Raw genomic sequence first — 18,656 nt, forward strand, 5'->3', positions numbered from 1 at the left:
TTACCGCGCAGTGTAGGACCAATGCGGGTTGATGTAAAACTTTGTTCGCCCCAGGAGTTCCGCTCGTGTATACTCCTTATCCTTATAAAAGTCCCTTTCAAAATCGCGTCGGTGCTTTACAAAGCAGCAGCAATTGCAGTAAAATTCCGCACCATTTTGAAATAAGCTGGCGTTGATGCCAGCGGCAAACCGAATTTATAAAGGTGAGAGTTACATGCCGGTAATTAAAGTACGTGAAAACGAGCCGTTCGACGTGGCACTGCGTCGCTTCAAGCGTTCATGCGAAAAAGCAGGTGTTCTGGCGGAAGTTCGTCGTCGTGAGTTCTATGAAAAACCGACTACTGAACGTAAGCGCGCTAAAGCTTCTGCTGTGAAACGTCACGCGAAGAAACTGGCTCGCGAAAACGCACGCCGTACTCGTCTGTACTAATCCATTGAGAGCCAAGGCTCTCAATTCAGACAGAGTTGTAGTTGTAAGGCCGTGCTTCCGGAAGGAATGCGCGGCTTGTTTTCGTTTATACGCGTCATCATTCAAGCTGCCTCTGCGTTGGCTGCAGTCGTTCCCTCCAGTCACGTACTGATGTACGCTCCTGAGGATTCGCTCCCTTGCCGTCTTGATGCATCTTGAATGATTTTGTGTATATAAGTCATAAAAAAATAAACGGGGCATATGGCTGGACGAATTCCACGCGTATTTATAAATGACCTGCTGGCAAGAACCGACATTGTCGATCTCATCGACGCGCGGGTAAAGCTGAAGAAGCAGGGCAAAAATTATCACGCGTGCTGTCCGTTCCATAACGAAAAAACCCCCTCTTTCACCGTAAACGGTGAGAAACAGTTTTATCACTGCTTTGGGTGTGGCGCACATGGCAACGCCGTCGACTTTCTCATGAACTACGACAAGCTCGAGTTTGTGGAAACCGTCGAAGAACTGGCCGCAATGCACAACCTTGAAGTGCCCTATGAAGCAGGCAGTGGCCCTAGTCAGATAGAGCGCCATCAACGGCAAAGCCTTTATCAATTGATGGACGGCCTGAACACTTTTTATCAACAGTCTTTGATGCAACCCGCCGCTACCCCCGCGCGCCAGTACCTGGAAAAGCGAGGATTAAGTAGCGACGTTATCACCCGTTTTGCTATTGGTTTTGCGCCCCCCGGCTGGGACAACGTCCTGAAACGGTTTGGCGGCAATGCTGAGAATCGTAAATCGCTGGTCGATGCGGGAATGTTGGTCACCAACGATCAGGGACGCAGTTACGATCGCTTCCGCGAACGGGTGATGTTCCCCATCCGCGACAAACGTGGTCGAGTCATTGGTTTTGGTGGACGCGTGCTGGGCGATGCCCTGCCGAAGTATCTCAACTCCCCGGAAACCGATATTTTCCATAAAGGTCGCCAGCTGTATGGCCTTTATGAAGCCCAGCAGGATAACGCCGATCCGCAGCGCCTGTTAGTGGTAGAAGGCTATATGGATGTGGTGGCGCTGGCGCAATACGGCATTAACTACGCTGTGGCATCCCTTGGGACGTCAACCACCGCCGATCACATCCAGTTGTTGTTCCGCGCAACGAACAACGTAATTTGCTGTTACGACGGTGACCGTGCCGGACGCGACGCAGCATGGCGCGCGCTGGAAACCGCACTGCCCTATATGACAGACGGACGCCAGCTACGCTTTATGTTTTTACCTGACGGCGAAGACCCCGATACGCTGGTGCGTAAAGAAGGGAAAGAGGCCTTTGAAGCCCGGATGGAGCAGGCGCTGCCACTCTCCGCGTTTTTATTTAACAGCCTGATGCCGCAGGTGGATTTGAGTACTCCAGACGGACGCGCACAGCTCAGCACGCTGGCATTACCGCTGATTACTCAGGTACCAGGCGAAACGTTACGCATTTATCTGCGACAGGAGTTGGGAAACAAGCTCGGCATTCTGGATGACAGTCAGCTTGAACGTTTAATGCCAAAACTGGCAGAAAATGGGGCTTCCCGCCCTGTTCCACAGCTAAAACGTACGACCATGCGTATACTTATAGGGTTGCTGGTACAGAACCCGGGTCTCGCCCCGCTGGTTCCGCCGTTAGGCGCACTGGATAGCAATAAGCTGCCTGGACTTGGCTTATTCAGAGAACTGGTCAACACTTGTCTGGCTCAGCCAGGTCTGACCACCGGACAACTTTTAGAACACTATCGTGGCACAAATGATGCTGCGACCCTTGAAAAACTGTCGATGTGGGACGATATAGCAGATAAAGATATCGCAGAAAAAACCTTCACCGACTCACTCAACCATATGTTTGATTCGATGCTTGAGCTGCGCCAGGAAGAGTTGATAGCTCGTGAGCGCACACACGGTTTAAGCAGCGAAGAACGCCGGGAACTCTGGACGCTGAACCAGGAACTGGCCAAGAAATAACAGAAAGACAAAAGTATTTAACGGCTTAACTGCCGAATATCGCTCGGGAAGCCCCCGACAGCCGCACGGAGAGGCAGCGGCAAAATATAAGTATGCCCTCGTTTTGCCGTTGGCGGTTTTACCGCCCAACACCAATCAAACGAATTAAGTGTGGATACCGTCTTATGGAGCAAAACCCGCAGTCACAGCTGAAGCTACTTGTCCAACGTGGTAAGGAGCAAGGCTATCTGACCTATGCCGAGGTCAATGACCATCTGCCGGAAGATATCGTCGATTCAGATCAAATCGAAGACATCATCCAAATGATCAATGACATGGGTATTCAGGTGATGGAAGAAGCACCTGATGCCGATGATCTGCTGCTTGCTGAAACCTCCAACAGCACCGATGAAGACGCGGAAGAAGCGGCTGCCCAGGTTCTGTCCAGCGTTGAGTCCGAAATCGGTCGTACAACTGACCCGGTCCGCATGTACATGCGTGAAATGGGTACCGTTGAACTGTTAACCCGTGAAGGCGAAATCGACATCGCTAAACGCATCGAAGACGGGATTAACCAGGTTCAATGCTCCGTTGCCGAATACCCGGAAGCCATCACCTACCTGCTTGAGCAATACGATCGTGTAGAAGCTGAAGAAGCGCGTCTTTCCGATCTGATCACCGGCTTTGTCGATCCGAACGCGGAAGAAGACATGGCGCCAACGGCGACACACGTCGGTTCTGAACTCTCTCAGGAAGAGATGGATGACGATGCAGACGAAGATGAAGAAGATGACGACGACAGCAGCGATGACGACAACAGCATCGACCCTGAATTAGCGCGTGAAAAATTCGGTGAACTGCGTACTCAGTACGAAATCACTCGCGACACCATCAAAGCGAAAGGCCGCAGCCATGCTGCCGCGCAGGAAGAAATTCAGAAGCTGTCTGAAGTGTTCAAACAGTTCCGCCTGGTGCCGAAGCAGTTCGACTACCTGGTAAACAGCATGCGCGTCATGATGGACCGCGTGCGTACTCAGGAACGTCTGATCATGAAGCTCTGCGTTGAGCAGTGCAAAATGCCGAAGAAAAACTTCATCACCCTGTTCACTGGCAACGAAACCAGCGAAACCTGGTTCAACGCGGCAATCGCGATGAACAAACCGTGGTCTGAAAAACTGCACGACGTGGCAGATGATGTTCACCGCGGACTGCAGAAACTGCAGCAGATTGAAGAAGAAACCGGCCTGACCATCGAGCAGGTTAAAGACATCAACCGTCGCATGTCCATCGGTGAAGCGAAAGCCCGCCGTGCGAAAAAAGAGATGGTTGAAGCGAACTTACGTCTGGTTATCTCTATCGCCAAGAAATACACCAACCGTGGTCTGCAGTTCCTGGATTTGATTCAGGAAGGTAACATCGGTCTGATGAAAGCGGTTGATAAGTTTGAATACCGTCGTGGTTACAAGTTCTCTACCTATGCAACCTGGTGGATCCGTCAGGCGATCACCCGCTCGATCGCGGATCAGGCACGTACCATCCGTATCCCGGTACATATGATTGAGACCATCAACAAGCTCAACCGTATCTCCCGTCAGATGCTGCAAGAGATGGGCCGCGAGCCGACGCCGGAAGAGCTGGCTGAACGCATGCTGATGCCAGAAGACAAGATCCGTAAAGTGCTGAAGATCGCTAAAGAGCCTATCTCAATGGAAACGCCGATCGGCGACGATGAAGATTCGCATCTGGGTGATTTCATCGAGGATACCACCCTCGAGCTGCCGCTGGATTCTGCTACCACCGAGAGCCTGCGTGCCGCAACGCACGACGTTCTGGCTGGCCTGACCGCCCGTGAAGCGAAAGTTCTGCGTATGCGTTTCGGTATCGATATGAATACCGACCACACGCTGGAAGAAGTCGGTAAACAGTTCGACGTTACCCGCGAACGTATCCGTCAGATCGAAGCGAAAGCGCTGCGTAAACTGCGCCACCCGAGCCGCTCTGAAGTGCTGCGTAGCTTCCTCGACGATTAATCTCGCCGCATAAGCATAAACGCCACCGCAAGGTGGCGTTTTTCTTTATAGTCCCCGCCTGGCCAGGGCGTCATTCACTTCCCGATACGCCTCCACCAGTTTATCCAGAGTAATCCGACTTAACCCGCTGGGATTCGGCAAAACCCATATTTGCGTCGCGCCAATAGTCAGCGTTTGTTTTCCCCATTGCGCCCCACGCTGGCTGAGGCCCTGCTCAAATGCCTGCTTCCCAAGGATTGCGAGTGCGGCGGGCTGATACTCTTCTATTTTCTCAATGAGCTTACGGCCGCCGTTGCGCATCTCCTGTAGCTTCACTTCATTGGCTTGCACCGTCGGTCTGTCGACAAATTTAGTCACGCCGCAACGGAAGTCCAGCAAGTGTTGTGCCTCTTCGGGTTTGAGCTGGCGATCGGTAAATCCCGCCTGATGGATGACCTTCCAGAAGCGATTAGCGGGATGTGCAAAGGGGAATCCTGTACCTGCGGAAGACAACCCCGGATTGATGCCGCAAAACACCACCCGCAGCCCCGGCGCCAGTATGTCCTTAACCATAATTACTCCCATCAATACATCAGAGGAACAAGTATAACGGACTGAAAATACATTGTTTATAAAAACAGCATCCGTACGCTTATGTCTGGATTGCAACGCGGAGTTACTTTATAATCCACCGCCACGGCCCCTTAGCTCAGTGGTTAGAGCAGGCGACTCATAATCGCTTGGTCGCTGGTTCAAGTCCAGCAGGGGCCACCAAGATTCAAGGACTTGCGAGAAATCGCAGGTCCTTTTTTTTGGGGGTTCTTCCGTAGCTGTTGGCGCGAGCCAAAAGGATTCCTGCTGGAACAAATCAATATCTGTTCGCACCAAAATGTGAAATAAGAGCCGGGAAGAATACGGCAGGCGGGGCCTGAAGATATATTACGGGATGCCTCTGTCCAGCAACAAGCTTGTCACTGTCCCCCTCTGGACGTTGCCATCCAGAGATGGAAACGTCCGTTAGAGTTTGATTCGATAGTCAGCTCAAACTAGCTCTTTGAGCTGCTCCTGCATATAGGTTGAAAAATACTCTGGGTTCTTGATAAGGATGCGGTTACCGGAGGCCACTTTTTCTGCCCATCCGGCCACTTTTTTCGTGAACTCGGGATTCCATCCCTCCTGCTCACCCCGTGCCATCACAGCTTCCGGACTTGCTGGCACACCTAAGTCATGCAAATACTTTAAGATTCCCTTAGCGGTACTTTCATCCATTGAATGGGGTACTGACGCCGAAGTGTTCATACCACCAATAAAATCCAATGCTTTCTCAATTGCTGTTGGCATGCTCTTATCCTTAAAATTAACCACGTGAGAGACACATTTATACTATGTACCCAACTCCGCCGGGATATCAAAGAGAACATCACCTTTATTTGATTTACCCCGCAGCTAAACGCTTGCGGCGGCTGTTTTCTGCACGATTAATTCGCTATTCCGGCCAAAACCAGCCCGGTCGCTACCGCATTACGCGGCCCTTCAGTACCACGGATGTTGCCCTGTCCGGCAACCACGCCGTAATGCGCCAGCGCATCGGTGATCATCTGCGGGATTTCGAAATCCAGCGAGGAGCCGCCCACCAGCACCACAAAAGTCATATCGCGAATAGAGCCGCCGGGTGACACCTGGCGTAAAGCGCGCAGGCAGTTGGTCACAAAAACCTTCTCTTTGGCCTGTCGGCGCACCAACCGAATTTTTTCCAGTGAGGTCTGGTTATCTACGGGGATCAGCTCGCCGTTTTTCAGATAAACGACTTTGGCAAACACTGACGGACTGAGCGGTTCGCGAAAAAACTCCACCGCGCCGTTCTCGTGGCGAATGCTGAACAGGCTCTCCACTTTTGCCAGCGGGTATTTTTTAATTTCCTCCGCCAGAAACGGATCGCTTAAGCCCAGCTCGGTTTGAATCAACAGGCTGACCATATTCCCCGCGCCAGCCAGATGGACCGCTTTCACTACGCCATCGCTATTGATAATGGCGGCATCGGTGGAGCCTGCGCCTAAATCGAGGATCGCCAGCGGTGCAGCACATCCGGGCGTTGTTAACGCACCGGCGACAGCCATGTTGGCCTCCACGCCGCCGACTTCAACCGGGATGTTTAAACGGGCGCTCAGCTCACTGGCGATGGCCTGCATCTGTAAGCGATCGGATTTCACCATCGCCGCAATGCCAACGGCGTTCTCCATTGAACACTCCCCGGCAATACCGCCCTGCACCTTGCGGGGAATAAACGTATCCACCGCCAACAGATCCTGAATATACACCGCGTTCATGTCGTGACCGGTCAGCGACGCCATCACTTTACGCACCCGCTCCAGCATACCGCCTGCATGCGTACCTGCTTCACCACGAATATCGCACACGGGCGCACAGGTGCTCATCGCCTGCATAATGGCCTGTGCGCCTTGCGCTACGTCGGCTTCACCGCCGCGCTTTTCGCCGCGGATAAAGATCTTACCCGCCGGGATCACCCTTGAGCGCACATCACCCTGCGGGGTTTTCAGCACCACGGCGGAACGGTTGCCAATTAGCGCTCTGGCGATGGGGACGATAGTTTGCGTTTCCTCGGGCGTCAGGGTAAAGAAGGTCGCGATGCCATAAGGATTCGACAGCACTCGCACCACCTGTCCTGGGGCCGCCACTTCCACCGCCGCCAGCACACCTTCCGGCACCTTCTCCAGCAGGGTGACTTCATCTACCACCGGCATTGTTCGACGCAGACGATTGTTCACCAGCACGCCATCATCTTTTTTCAGGATCGCCGCTACCACGTTGACCCCGCGATCCAGCGCTTCATTGATAAACCAAACCGCCTCGAGGAAATCCTTCTCCTCACCGACCAGCGGGATCCAGCCCTGGGTAAACCGATCTTCGCTCAACGCCGCCAGCTTCTCCACGGCGATGGTAGTTCCCATTCCCACGCCAACGCCGCCGGGCGTTTGCGGGTTATGCCCAATCATTGTTGATTCGGTAATGATGGTTTCAGTGATGGTTTCCATCGCCACATCGCCAATCACCGGTGCCGCCTCGTTGATGCAGATTTTCGCCACGTCCTGAAGCGACCATAGGGTGTTATTCAGCGCCTGCTGCAGGGAGGCCACCACCCCGGCAATATTGTCCCGTGTACCTTTCATACCGGTCGTGGCGACAATCCCGCTGGCGATAAACCGGCCATGCTGCGCCAACGCCACTTCGGTGGTGGCGTTGCCGATATCAATCCCTGCAATTAACGGCATACAACCTCCGTCACTGGCTGCCTTTACGCAGCTTGTTTCTCTGCAGATACACCTCTGCCGACTCGCGGACAAACCCGGCGTTCACCGTGGCATGCCAGGTATGTTCCAGTTCATCGGCAATGGCCTGAAGCTCGGCGAACGAAGAACGAAACGGCCGCAGCGCGTTATAAATTTCAAGAATACGGGCATCCGGAATTGCTATAAGCTCCGCCGCACGACGGAAATTACGCGCCACGGCGTGACGCTGCATCTGTTCGGCAATCTGCGCCTGGTACTCCAGCGTTTGCTGAGAAATACGCACATCCTGCGGACCTACGCGGCCCGCCAGCACATTCTCAAGGGTAATCTCGGTTAGCGGTTTGCCGGTAGGAGTCTGGATTTTCTCCGGGCAGCGGGTCGCTAATGGATAATCCTGCGCGGTCATGATGTTGTCGTTCATAGTCATTCCCTTACGAGTGCAATATGCAGCGTGACAGGCGCAGCATCCTGCACCACGTGTTTGGTTTCTTTGATATGAAACAGCGCGGCCTTGGCCATAAATTTGGGGCGTACCATCTGGTCATTAACCACTGGCACTGGCGAAGGCGACTCTTTACGTGCATAGCGCGCGGCGTTTTTACCAATCTGGCGATAGGTTTCCAGCGTCAGCAGCGGAGCCTGAGAGAACAGCTCAAGGTTGCTCAGAGGCAGCAGATCGCGCTGATGAATCACCGTGGTTCCTTTCGACTGGATACCAATCCCGATGCCAGAACCGCTGAGATTTGCCGCATCCCATGCCATAAATGAAACATCCGAGGTGCGCAGAATCCTCACCACCCGTGCATGCAGCCCCTCTTCTTCAATGCCGGCAACCAGCTCTTTCAAAATCGCTTTGTGCGGCATATCAATCAATGTTTTGTGCTGATACTTATCAAAGGCGGGGCCGACGCCTATCACGACTTCATCCACGCGTTCGTCCGCTTTAGCCGCCTCGCCTTCACTCACCTGCAAGGTGAAAACCGGCTTACGTTCAGTTGTGCATTCCACTGTGTACCGCCTTATTCGATCGAGCCGGGCTGAACCACGCCCGCAATATTTTTAATTTCAGCCCAACGTTCAGCAGAGATGCGATAGCCGGTGCCGGGTCCCTGATAGTCGTTGATGTCATTAACGGCGCTGACGACGTCGAACTGACGATCCAGAATGGCCGACGTTTGCAGGTAATCACCAGTAACACGCTGCCTCAGCATGTTGAGGATATTGCTGGCGATGTCTTCGAAGCCGCTGGAACTCAACGCGCCGACGATATCCAGCCCGGTGATATTGCGTTTCATCATCTCTTCCACGGCAGCCAAATCTTCCACCACATTGCGCGCGGGCATATCTTTGCTGCCGTGAGCGTAAGTGGCGGCTTCCACCTCTTCATCGCTAATCAGCGGCAGGCCCAGTTCGCGGAACACCGCCTGAATGGCGCGCGCGGCCTTATTGCGGATGGCGATTGTCTCCTCTTCCGTGACCGGACGCAGGCCCCCATCAACCATCAGATCGCGTTGCAGAATGTTGTAATCATCGAAGTCTTCAGCGTCGAAGTTCGACCCGGCAAACATGTTGTCGTAGTTCGGTACCGCGCTATAGCCGGAGAAGATAAAGTCGGTGCCCGGCAGCATCTGCATCAGGGTGCGAGCAGTACGACGAATATCGGAGTGGGAAAAGGTCTGGTCATTGGCGGAGGCCACTTCAAGGTCGAGCATCGAGGCAATCAGGTTTTCCGCCAGCACCGCGCGAATCCCCGACGGCACAGCGCCGGTCATGCCGATACAGCTGACCGCACCGTTTTGTAACCCCTGCACGCCCGCGCCTTTGGTGATAAAAATGCAACGCGACTCCAGATAAAGCATCGATTTACTTTCGGAATAGCCCATCAGCGCTTCCGAGCCGGTGCCGGAGGTGTAGCGCATCTTCAGGCCACGAGAAGCATACGCCGAGGCAAGAAACGCTTTTGACCACGGCGTATCATCGCCATCGGTAAACACCGATTCCGTGCCATATACCGACACCGTTTCGGCGTAGCTGGTTAGCCCGCGCATTCCCAGCTCCAGCTCCGTGGCCTCTTCAACGGAGCATTGCGTCAGCACGCCGGGGCGACCGCATTGGGACCCCACCAGCAGCGCCAGGGCGTTAAACGGCGCATAGCGGGCGATCCCGACCGTTGTTTCCTGTTCGGAAAAGCCACGGATCCCCGCTTCAGCAGCGTCGGCAGCAATCTGTACCGGGTTATCTTTCAGGTTGGTCACGTGGCACTGATTGGAGGGGGTGCGTCTGGCGCGCATTTTTTGCAGTGCCATCATCATCTCCACCACGTTCATTTGCGCCATCACCTCCACCGCTTTCGCCGGGGTGATGGCAGTCGTAATGGCAATGATCTCTTCCCGACTGACGTGGATATCCACCAGCATTCTGGCGATCTCCAGCGCGTCGAGCTGCATGGCGCGCTCGGCCTCGGGCACGTTAATCGCGTAATCGGCAATGAACCGGTCAATCATGTCGAACTCGGCGCGGCTCTTGCCGTCCAGCTCAACAATACGACCATTTTCCACCTTCACCGACGAAGCCGGATCGTAAGGGCTTTCCATTGCGATCAGCCCCTCTTCAGGCCATTCGCCAATTAGCCCATCCTGATTTACAGGCCGCTGGGCAAGCACTTCGAATCGTTTTGATCTTCTCATAGTTTATGGACTCAAAAGATAAAAAATAGGGACGCCGGGCCGTATTGCCGGGGACACAACACCCGGCATTCGCCTTTCATCAGCAATAGCCGAACTCTAAATGAGCAGGACAATAAAAAAATAAAATTAATTTCGTTCCAATTTGGCACGTAATAAAAAACCATCGTTTCATATTGAAACGCGGCTCAGGAATATTCACCGCGAATTGTGACGAGGTTAAATGATCATTATCAATAAACGCCGCAACAGGAAACTGAAGGTAATATTTTTGAAATTCCCACCCTATTGACTTAATAACGCGGGGCGAGAAAATAAGATAAAGCCAATGATAAAAATAGCTGTTGCGCGATATTTTCGTGACCTCAGCCCTACAACCTTTTCAGGAGAGACTGTGAATAAGAGCCAACAAATCGCCACTATTACGCTGGCGGCTGCAAAGAAAATGGCGCAGGCCGTCGAGGCTAAAGCGCTTGAAATCAACGTTCCGGTGGTGTTTTCCGTGGTGGATCACGGCGGGAACACGCTGCTAATGCAACGTATGGACGACGCGTTTGTCACCAGCTGTGATATCTCTCTTAATAAAGCTTATACCGCCTGCTGCCTGCGACAGGGTACCCATGAAATTACCGATGCGGTACAACCAGGTGCCTCTCTATATGGCTTGCAGCTCACCAATCAACAACGAATTGTTATTTTTGGCGGCGGTTTACCTGTCATATTAAACGGCAAATTAATCGGTGCCGTTGGCGTAAGTGGCGGTACCGTCGAACAAGACAGATTATTAGCAGAAACCGCATTGAATTGTTTCTCTGAATTATAATTTAAATCTAAGAAGGTATATTATGAGCTATCGTATGTTTGATTACCTGGTGCCAAATGTGAACTTCTTTGGCCCCAATGCTATTTCCGTGGTCGGCGAACGCTGTAAACTGTTGGGCGGTAAAAAAGCGCTGCTGGTCACTGATAAAGGTCTGCGGGCAATTAAAGACGGCGCGGTAGATAAAACCCTCACGCATCTGCGTGAAGCCGGTATTGACGTCGTGGTTTTTGACGGCGTTGAGCCAAACCCCAAAGACACCAACGTGCGCGACGGCCTGGAGGTCTTTCGGAAAGAGCATTGCGACATCATCGTTACCGTTGGCGGCGGTAGCCCGCATGATTGCGGTAAAGGCATCGGTATCGCGGCGACTCACGAAGGGGATCTCTACAGCTATGCCGGGATTGAAACCCTGACCAACCCGCTGCCGCCGATCGTTGCGGTGAATACCACCGCCGGTACCGCCAGCGAAGTCACCCGCCACTGCGTGCTGACCAATACCAAAACCAAAGTGAAGTTTGTGATTGTCAGCTGGCGCAACCTGCCGTCGGTCTCTATTAACGATCCGCTGCTGATGCTCGGCAAGCCAGCCCCACTGACTGCGGCCACCGGGATGGACGCCCTGACCCACGCCGTGGAAGCCTACATTTCCAAAGATGCCAACCCGGTCACCGACGCTGCCGCTATCCAGGCGATCCGCCTGATCGCCCGTAACTTGCGCCAGGCCGTGGCGCTGGGCAGCAACCTGAAAGCTCGCGAGAACATGGCCTACGCCTCCCTGCTGGCGGGTATGGCCTTCAACAACGCCAACCTCGGCTACGTTCACGCGATGGCGCATCAGCTTGGCGGTCTTTACGACATGCCGCACGGCGTGGCGAATGCCGTACTGCTGCCGCACGTAGCACGCTATAACCTGATCGCTAACCCGGAAAAATTTGCCGACATCGCAGAGTTTATGGGCGAAAACACGGACGGACTCTCCACCATGGATGCCGCCGAGCTGGCCATTCATGCTATTGCCCGCCTCTCCGCCGACATCGGTATTCCGCAGCATCTGCGCGATCTGGGCGTCAAAGAAGCCGATTTCCCGTATATGGCGGAAATGGCGCTGAAGGACGGCAACGCCTTCTCCAACCCGCGCAAAGGGAACGAGAAAGAAATTGCCGAGATCTTCCGTCAGGCGTTCTGATAACGCAGGGGGCGCAATGTCACTTTCATCACCGGGCGTACACCTGTTTTATCACTCACGCTGGCAGGGTACTCGCGTGCTTGATGAGCTGTGTTGGGGGCTGGAAGAGCAAGGCGTTCCCTGCCGGGCAATCTGTTGCGACGATCATGACTGCGCGCTGGCGCTCGGCAAACTGGCGGCCAAAAGTTCGACGCTGCGCGTGGGTCTCGGTCTCAACGCCACCGGTGATATTGCCTTAACCCATGCCCAGTTGCCCGAGGATCGGGCGCTGGTCTGCGGGCATACCCGCGCCGGGACAGCACAGATCCGCACGCTCGGCGCCAATGCCGGTCAACTGGTTAAAGTTCTTCCCTTCAGCGAGATAAAATAAATGTACCGCATCTATACCCGAACCGGCGATAACGGCACGACCGCGCTGTTTGGCGGCAGCCGTATCAATAAAGACGACATCCGCGTTGAGGCCTACGGCACGGTGGATGAACTGATTTCCCAGCTTGGCGTCTGCTATGCCAGCACGCGCCAGGCCGAGCTACGCCAGGAATTGCACGCTATGCAGAAGATGCTGTTCGTACTGGGGGCGGAACTCGCCAGCGATCAGAAAGGACTCACACGCTTAAAACAGCGTATTGGCGAAGAGGATATTCAGGCGCTGGAGCAGCTTATTGACCGCAATATGGCGCAAAGCGGCCCGCTCAAAGAGTTTGTTATTCCGGGGAAAAATCTGGCATCGGCACAGCTGCACGTTGCGCGAACCCTGACGCGTCGGCTGGAGCGGATCCTCATCGCGATGGGCAGAACGCTGACGTTACGCGATGAGGCCAGGCGTTATATCAACCGGCTGTCGGATGCGCTGTTCTCGATGGCCAGAATCGAAGAAACTACTCCAGATGTTTGCGCTTAAACTGGCTGGCATCGATGTCGTACTGCTTCATCTTACGCCACAGGGTGGTGCGACCAATATTCAGCAGTTGCGACATCTCCTGAACACGCCCACTGGTCACGCGGGCGGCATGGATAATCGCCTCTTTCTCGATGGCGGTAAAGGTCAGGCTGGCGGGCAGCAGTGAAGACGCCGTCTCCAGACCAGGGCGTTCGGCAAACAGATAATCCGGCAGATTGCTCAGCCGAATATGGCCGTTATCACTGCTGATGGCGATGTTTTCAATAATGCTGTTCAGCTCAAAATCATTACCCGGCCACGAATAGGCCACCAGCTGTGCCAATGCGTCGTCGTCGATCTTCAGGCTGGATGAAAAGCGTTTTTTCAGGCTATTCAACCGCGTATAAATCAGCGATGGAATACTGTTACGCCGCGCCCGCAGCGGCGGGATAACGATCTCAAAAGAGTGCAGCGCGTAATACAACTGACGGCTAAAGCGGTTTTGCTCCACCAGATTCGCGAGATCAACCGTGGTGGTAGCGATCACTTTGACATCCACCGGAATCAGCCGCCGGGCATCCAGGCGGGTTAAAACGCCCTGCTTAATCACCTGCAGCAACGCGGATTGTAACTCCGGCGCCAGATATTCAATTTTTTCCAGAAACAGCGTGCCGCCGTTCGCCAGTTCAAGACGGCTCAGCCGACCGTTTTCATCATCAGTAGGCGCACTGCCCATAAAATCCTGCCCCAGTACGCTGTTGGCATACAGCTGGCAGTTCACGGCGATATACGGCCCGCTGGCGCGTTCGCTTTCATTGTGAATGGCCTGACTCAGTAGCTCTTTACCGACGCCCTCTTCCCCGCACAGCAGGATCGGGAAACTTCCCCTCGCCGCCTGACGACCAAAGTGGATCAAACGTCGGGTTTCTGGATCGTCTGTCGACATCTGCTCAAAGGTATGGCTCACCTTGCCGAGCTGGCTGGTCATCAGTTGACGCATTTGCTCCACCGGATGCAGCAGCAGGATAAAGCTGTTGCCCTGCTCTTCAACAATCGGTTTCAGGGTGATGACGGCATCAACAAACTGGTGCTGGCTTTCAAAGGTGACTTCGACATGATTCAGGCCGCGGGCATGTTTGATCGCCCGACGCAGCAGCATGGGGAGATTGAGCAGGTCGTTAATATTCTTCCCCTGGCTGGCCTGCGCGTCGAGATGCAAAAGCAGAGCCGCGCGCGCATTGAGGAACTGCAATACGCCCTGTTCGTTCCAGGCCATCACGCCATCATCCATACTCTCCAGCAGCCCGTACATCTGGTTCAGATGGCGGTTGGATTCAGCCAGCAGGCTGTCAGTCAGCAATGAGTTGCCGACTTCTCTGGCAATCGCCAGCGTCAGGGATAAATCAGAAACGCACTCATGCTCTACCAGACAGCACAGCGAGATGGAGCCAAACAGTCGACCATGGTTATCGAATACTGGCGTAGAGCAGAACGACCACGGATGCAACGCCTGTTTAAAGTGCTGATCGCCAGAGGTTTTTGTCGGTTGCCCCGGCATCGTCGCCAGCGACAACGCGCAGCTGCCAATAATGCTTTCCGCACAGTAACTGCCGTCGCGAAAACCGAGCTCCGCCAGTTGCTCCACCGTCTGCGGATCGCCGCAACGGCTGAGAATACAGGCCGATTCATCCAGAATTAACAGCGCGCACGGACGGCCGTCCATAAACTCCCAGGCATCTTCCAGCGCGGCCTGAGCAATCGTCAGCAGCGCCGTTTTGCGACGACAGATCGACTCAAAGGTCAGGCCCTGCGCCTGATGCGGCGCCTGCCAGGTTTCCCGCTGCATAAACTTGCTGCAACGATGCCATGACTGGGCAATGACCGAAGAGACTTCCTTCCCAATGTCCTGAGTGTGCGTCGTCATATCCCTTTCCGCTGTTTTACCATAGACAACCCCTCCGGCAGAGACTGTCAGAGGGGGGAGAAGATGCCGGATAAAAACTTACCGACGACTGATTAACGCGCCAGCCACTGCTGTCCCAGCAGGTCTGCCGTCAGTATCGCGGCATGTACGCTTTCAGGCGTCACCGGGAACGGCATATTGTGGATAGTTTCACCTTCTGCGCAGGTCGCTTTAGCCACGGCCATGATCTTGCCGTCAATGTCGTCTTTCACGCCCATTTCCGCTAACGTTACCGGCAGGCCTACTTTCTGACAGAAATTCAGCACGGTTTCGATCTCTTCCATCGGGCTGTTTTGCAGCACCAGCTGCGCCAGCGTACCAAAGGCGACTTTTTCACCGTGGTACAAATGGTGACACTCTTCCAGAATCGTAAAACCGTTGTGGATAGCATGCGCCCCTGCAAGACCGCTGCTTTCAAAGCCGATGCCGCTGAGGTAAGTGTTCGCTTCGACAATACGCTCCAGCGCATCAGTCACCACGCCAGCCTGCGCGGCAAAGCGTGCCTTTTCGCCTTCCGCCAGCAGGGTATCATAGCACAGGCGCGCCAGGCTCAGCGCCGCTACGGTGGACTGTCCGCCCGCCATGCTGGTCGCTCTGGCGTCATAACAGGCTTTCGCTTCAAACCAGGTTGAGAGCGCATCGCCCATCCCGGCCACCAGCAGGCGTACCGGCGCTTTGGCAATGATTGCGGTGTCCATCACCACCATATCCGGGTTTTTCGGGTAGATCAGATACTCTTCAAACTCACCGGCTTCGGTATAGATAACGGACAGCGCGCTGGTTGGCGCATCGGTAGAGGCGATAGTCGGGATCACCACCACCGGTAGCTTCTGGTAGTAACCAATCGCTTTGGCGGTATCCAACGTTTTCCCGCCGCCAATCCCAACCACGCCGCGGCAACCGTGCTGTTTCAGAATGGCAATCAGGCGATTAATTTCAATATGGCTGCATTCACCGTTGAAGCGTTCCGCGTGGCAGCTAATGTCGTGGCTGTGCAGGCCATTGAGTACCTTCTCTCCCGCCAGCTTCATCACGAAGTCATCCGCAATCACGAAAAAGCTGTCCGCCAGATTTTTAGCGTATTGACCAAATAAGGTGGAAGCGTCAGGGCCCTGGAGATATTTGGCTGGAGATTGAATAACTTTTAGCATTCCTTTCATCCTCAAATAAGTACATGTTTTTACATGGTGAGCCCTGGCGTTAACCTGTTTGGCCTGTTGCTGTCGGCAAAAACAGGAGGTACCGGAGCGATGCAATAACTGTATGGCGAGGCGTGAACAAAAAAATCTTTCGTCATTTTGTTCTGATATGAAACAGATAAAAACGACGTACGTTCCATTCTGGAACGCTTATCCACAAAAATGATAAGGTTTGCGATCCCGATCCGTACATTTACCCCCAAATCTCCGGCAAACACGAAGCTCAGTTCCTCTTTTACTCATGCAGTTGTATTAAAACCGGCAAAAAAAGGCTGGCTGCGCCGTATGAGCGGCGCTGATCGCAGGAGAAAAAAGTCGAGCGAGCTCGCATTATGATCATTCCCCGCTTTTTTAAGTTTCATTTCGGAACAAAAAACAGCATCAACGTTCCGTAATGAAACTCATTTTAGCGTTGTTTTTTTCCACGCTGACTTCGCCAGAATCTCTTCATTGCCTCCGCACCATGATCCTACATTCGGGGGTTTGTCTTTCACTCAACCTCGAGGAGCCGTTATGTCTCAATTCTTTTTTAATCAACGCACCCATCTCGTGAGCGACGTCATCGACGGGGCGATTATCGCCAGCCCATGGAATAACCTGGCGCGTCTGGAAAGCGATCCGGCCATTCGCATCGTGGTCCGTCGTGACCTTAATAAAAATAACGTAGCGGTCATTTCCGGCGGCGGTTCGGGACACGAACCCGCGCACGTTGGGTTTATCGGTAAAGGCATGCTAACCGCTGCGGTCTGCGGCGATGTTTTCGCCTCCCCGAGCGTGGATGCAGTACTGACCGCCATTCAGGCGGTGACCGGTGAGGCTGGCTGTTTGTTGATTGTGAAAAACTACACCGGTGACCGTCTTAATTTCGGTCTCGCCGCCGAGAAGGCGCGTCGCCTTGGCTATAACGTTGAAATGCTGATTGTCGGCGACGACATCTCCCTGCCGGATAACAAACACCCACGTGGCATTGCGGGAACTATCCTGGTGCATAAAATCGCAGGCTATTTTGCCGAACGCGGCTATAACCTCGCCACCGTCCTGCGTGAAGCGCAGTACGCAGCCAGCAACACCTTTAGCCTGGGCGTAGCTCTTTCCAGCTGTCATCTGCCGCAAGAAACCGACGCAGCCCCTCGTCATCATCCGGGTCATGCGGAGCTGGGTATGGGAATTCACGGCGAACCAGGCGCATCGGTTATCGACACCCAAAACAGTGCGCAAGTGGTAAACCTGATGGTGGATAAACTGCTGGCCGCCCTGCCTGAAACCGGTCGTCTGGCGGTGATGATTAATAATCTTGGCGGCGTTTCCGTGGCCGAAATGGCCATCATCACCCGCGAACTCGCCAGCAGCCCGCTGCACTCGCGTATCGACTGGCTAATTGGCCCGGCCTCGCTGGTCACTGCGCTGGATATGAAAGGCTTCTCACTGACGGCCATCGTGCTGGAAGAGAGCATCGAAAAAGCACTGCTCACCGAAGTGGAAACCAGCAACTGGCCGACGCCGGTCCCACCGCGTGAAATCAGCCGCGTAGCGTCATCTCAGCGTAGCGCCCGCGTGGAATTCCAGCCTTCGGCAAACGTCCTGGTGGCCGGGATTGTGGAGCTGGTCACCGCAACCCTTTCCGATCTGGAGACTCATCTGAATGCGCTGGACGCCAAAGTCGGCGATGGCGATACCGGTTCGACCTTTGCCGCCGGCGCGCGTGAAATTGCCAGCCTGCTGCATCGCCAGCAACTGCCGCTGGATAACCTTGCCACGCTGTTCGCGCTGATTGGCGAACGTCTGACCGTGGTGATGGGCGGTTCCAGCGGTGTGCTGATGTCAATCTTCTTTACCGCCGCCGGGCAGAAACTGGAACAGGGCGCTAACGTTGTCGAAGCGCTAAATACGGGGCTGGCGCAGATGAAGTTCTACGGCGGCGCAGACGAAGGCGATCGCACGATGATTGATGCGCTGCAACCGGCCCTGACCTCGCTGCTCGCACAGCCGAAAAATCTGCAGGCCGCATTCGACGCCGCGCAAGCGGGAGCCGAACGAACCTGTTTGTCGAGCAAAGCCAATGCGGGTCGCGCATCGTATCTGAGCAGCGAAAGCCTGCTCGGAAATATGGACCCCGGCGCGCACGCCGTAGCGATGGTGTTTAAAGCGCTGGCGGAGAGTGAGCTGGGCTAAGATGTAACAAGGAGCGCTTCTCAGGTATTTACTGCCT

At 54.3% G+C, this 18,656-nt stretch carries 16 protein-coding genes and 1 tRNA gene; 9 read left to right on the forward strand and 8 right to left on the reverse strand.

All coding sequences use genetic code 11. The annotated features are described in order from the left end of the window. Window positions 1-214: 214 nt before the first annotated feature. The 3 genes from rpsU (at window position 215) to rpoD (ending at window position 4,425) form a co-directional block, all read left to right on the forward strand. A complete protein-coding gene (gene rpsU, locus KQJ19_RS01795; RefSeq protein ID WP_001144069.1) occupies window positions 215-430 on the forward strand; it encodes a 30S ribosomal protein S21 in 216 nt (71 codons plus the stop codon). A gap of 240 nt (window positions 431-670) precedes the next feature. Then, window positions 671-2,416 (forward strand): DNA primase, encoded by a 1,746-nt coding sequence (dnaG, locus tag KQJ19_RS01800; RefSeq protein WP_019077713.1) that lies wholly within the window; start codon window positions 671-673, stop codon window positions 2,414-2,416. Between the two features lie 164 nt (window positions 2,417-2,580). After that, the gene (gene rpoD, locus KQJ19_RS01805) at window positions 2,581-4,425 is read left to right on the forward strand and encodes an RNA polymerase sigma factor RpoD (protein WP_016154549.1); all 1,845 of its coding nucleotides are present in this window, start codon (window positions 2,581-2,583) and stop codon (window positions 4,423-4,425) included. Window positions 4,426-4,470: 45 nt separating this feature from the next. On the opposite strand, the gene mug is transcribed toward rpoD, so the two are convergent. Continuing rightward, window positions 4,471-4,977 carry a G/U mismatch-specific DNA glycosylase gene (gene mug / locus KQJ19_RS01810; protein ID WP_103767095.1) on the reverse strand — a complete coding sequence of 169 codons (507 nt, stop codon included), beginning with the start codon at window positions 4,975-4,977 and terminating at the stop codon, window positions 4,471-4,473. Window positions 4,978-5,102: 125 nt separating this feature from the next. On the opposite strand from mug, the gene KQJ19_RS01815 reads away from it, so the two are divergent. Beyond that, window positions 5,103-5,178, forward strand: a tRNA-Ile gene (locus KQJ19_RS01815). Window positions 5,179-5,445: 267 nt separating this feature from the next. Here the strand turns inward: KQJ19_RS01815 and KQJ19_RS01820 are convergent. The 5 genes from KQJ19_RS01820 to KQJ19_RS01840 all read right to left on the reverse strand — a co-directional run bounded on the left by KQJ19_RS01820 (window position 5,446) and on the right by KQJ19_RS01840 (window position 10,399). Then, window positions 5,446-5,769, reverse strand: a complete 324-nt coding sequence (locus tag KQJ19_RS01820) for a DUF1889 family protein (protein ID WP_071524484.1) — start codon at window positions 5,767-5,769, stop codon at window positions 5,446-5,448. Between the two features lie 113 nt (window positions 5,770-5,882). Then, entirely contained in the window at window positions 5,883-7,694 is a 1,812-nt protein-coding gene (locus tag KQJ19_RS01825; RefSeq protein ID WP_047499197.1) for a diol dehydratase reactivase subunit alpha, read from the reverse strand. Window positions 7,695-7,704: 10 nt separating this feature from the next. Then, the gene (locus tag KQJ19_RS01830; RefSeq protein WP_047358662.1) at window positions 7,705-8,133 is read right to left on the reverse strand and encodes a diol dehydratase small subunit; all 429 of its coding nucleotides are present in this window, start codon (window positions 8,131-8,133) and stop codon (window positions 7,705-7,707) included. Window positions 8,134-8,135: 2 nt separating this feature from the next. Continuing rightward, window positions 8,136-8,720, reverse strand: coding sequence for a propanediol/glycerol family dehydratase medium subunit (locus tag KQJ19_RS01835; protein ID WP_016154579.1), 585 nt, complete (start codon window positions 8,718-8,720; stop codon window positions 8,136-8,138). Between the two features lie 11 nt (window positions 8,721-8,731). After that, complete coding sequence (locus KQJ19_RS01840; protein WP_016154580.1) at window positions 8,732-10,399, reverse strand: propanediol/glycerol family dehydratase large subunit; 1,668 nt, start codon at window positions 10,397-10,399, stop codon at window positions 8,732-8,734. 391 nt (window positions 10,400-10,790) lie between these two features. Between KQJ19_RS01840 and KQJ19_RS01845 the strand changes: the two genes are divergently transcribed. From KQJ19_RS01845 to KQJ19_RS01860, 4 genes are read left to right on the forward strand one after another with little or no spacing between them, the layout of a single operon-like run. Then, entirely contained in the window at window positions 10,791-11,219 is a 429-nt protein-coding gene (locus KQJ19_RS01845) for a heme-binding protein (protein ID WP_003828504.1), read from the forward strand. Window positions 11,220-11,241: 22 nt separating this feature from the next. Then, window positions 11,242-12,405 (forward strand): 1,3-propanediol dehydrogenase, encoded by a 1,164-nt coding sequence (dhaT, locus tag KQJ19_RS01850; RefSeq protein WP_016157511.1) that lies wholly within the window; start codon window positions 11,242-11,244, stop codon window positions 12,403-12,405. A gap of 16 nt (window positions 12,406-12,421) precedes the next feature. Next, entirely contained in the window at window positions 12,422-12,775 is a 354-nt protein-coding gene (locus KQJ19_RS01855; protein ID WP_049040240.1) for a glycerol dehydratase reactivase beta/small subunit family protein, read from the forward strand. Further along, window positions 12,776-13,306 carry a cob(I)yrinic acid a,c-diamide adenosyltransferase gene (locus KQJ19_RS01860; RefSeq protein WP_049283290.1) on the forward strand — a complete coding sequence of 177 codons (531 nt, stop codon included), beginning with the start codon at window positions 12,776-12,778 and terminating at the stop codon, window positions 13,304-13,306. On the opposite strand, the gene dhaR is transcribed toward KQJ19_RS01860, so the two are convergent. Both dhaR and KQJ19_RS01870 read right to left on the reverse strand, forming a co-directional pair. Further along, window positions 13,284-15,209 carry a dihydroxyacetone kinase operon transcriptional regulator DhaR gene (dhaR, locus tag KQJ19_RS01865; protein ID WP_016154585.1) on the reverse strand — a complete coding sequence of 642 codons (1,926 nt, stop codon included), beginning with the start codon at window positions 15,207-15,209 and terminating at the stop codon, window positions 13,284-13,286. The two genes, KQJ19_RS01860 and dhaR, sit on opposite strands and share 23 nt — an antisense overlap. Before the next feature lie 92 nt (window positions 15,210-15,301). Next, window positions 15,302-16,399 (reverse strand): glycerol dehydrogenase, encoded by a 1,098-nt coding sequence (locus KQJ19_RS01870; protein ID WP_016154586.1) that lies wholly within the window; start codon window positions 16,397-16,399, stop codon window positions 15,302-15,304. 561 nt (window positions 16,400-16,960) lie between these two features. Between KQJ19_RS01870 and KQJ19_RS01875 the strand changes: the two genes are divergently transcribed. Then, window positions 16,961-18,619 (forward strand): glycerone kinase, encoded by a 1,659-nt coding sequence (locus KQJ19_RS01875; RefSeq protein ID WP_216403280.1) that lies wholly within the window; start codon window positions 16,961-16,963, stop codon window positions 18,617-18,619. Window positions 18,620-18,656: the final 37 nt, after the last annotated feature.

It is taken from the genome of Citrobacter sp. S46_ASV_140 (assembly GCF_018919545.1).
Lineage (GTDB): Bacteria > Pseudomonadota > Gammaproteobacteria > Enterobacterales > Enterobacteriaceae > Citrobacter > Citrobacter braakii.

What these genes read in the sequence shown, in the direction of transcription:
- rpsU (WP_001144069.1), top strand. Translation starts at nt 215, where the DNA reads ATGCCGGTAATTAAAGTACGTGAAAACGAGCCGTTCGACGTGGCACTG.
- dnaG (WP_019077713.1), top strand. Translation starts at nt 671, where the DNA reads ATGGCTGGACGAATTCCACGCGTATTTATAAATGACCTGCTGGCAAGA.
- rpoD (WP_016154549.1), top strand. Translation starts at nt 2,581, where the DNA reads ATGGAGCAAAACCCGCAGTCACAGCTGAAGCTACTTGTCCAACGTGGT.
- mug (WP_103767095.1), bottom strand. Translation starts at nt 4,977, where the DNA reads ATGGTTAAGGACATACTGGCGCCGGGGCTGCGGGTGGTGTTTTGCGGC.
- KQJ19_RS01825 (WP_047499197.1), bottom strand. Translation starts at nt 7,694, where the DNA reads ATGCCGTTAATTGCAGGGATTGATATCGGCAACGCCACCACCGAAGTG.
- KQJ19_RS01830 (WP_047358662.1), bottom strand. Translation starts at nt 8,133, where the DNA reads ATGAACGACAACATCATGACCGCGCAGGATTATCCATTAGCGACCCGC.
- KQJ19_RS01840 (WP_016154580.1), bottom strand. Translation starts at nt 10,399, where the DNA reads ATGAGAAGATCAAAACGATTCGAAGTGCTTGCCCAGCGGCCTGTAAAT.
- dhaT (WP_016157511.1), top strand. Translation starts at nt 11,242, where the DNA reads ATGAGCTATCGTATGTTTGATTACCTGGTGCCAAATGTGAACTTCTTT.
- KQJ19_RS01855 (WP_049040240.1), top strand. Translation starts at nt 12,422, where the DNA reads ATGTCACTTTCATCACCGGGCGTACACCTGTTTTATCACTCACGCTGG.
- KQJ19_RS01860 (WP_049283290.1), top strand. Translation starts at nt 12,776, where the DNA reads ATGTACCGCATCTATACCCGAACCGGCGATAACGGCACGACCGCGCTG.
- dhaR (WP_016154585.1), bottom strand. Translation starts at nt 15,209, where the DNA reads ATGACGACGCACACTCAGGACATTGGGAAGGAAGTCTCTTCGGTCATT.
- KQJ19_RS01870 (WP_016154586.1), bottom strand. Translation starts at nt 16,399, where the DNA reads ATGCTAAAAGTTATTCAATCTCCAGCCAAATATCTCCAGGGCCCTGAC.
- KQJ19_RS01875 (WP_216403280.1), top strand. Translation starts at nt 16,961, where the DNA reads ATGTCTCAATTCTTTTTTAATCAACGCACCCATCTCGTGAGCGACGTC.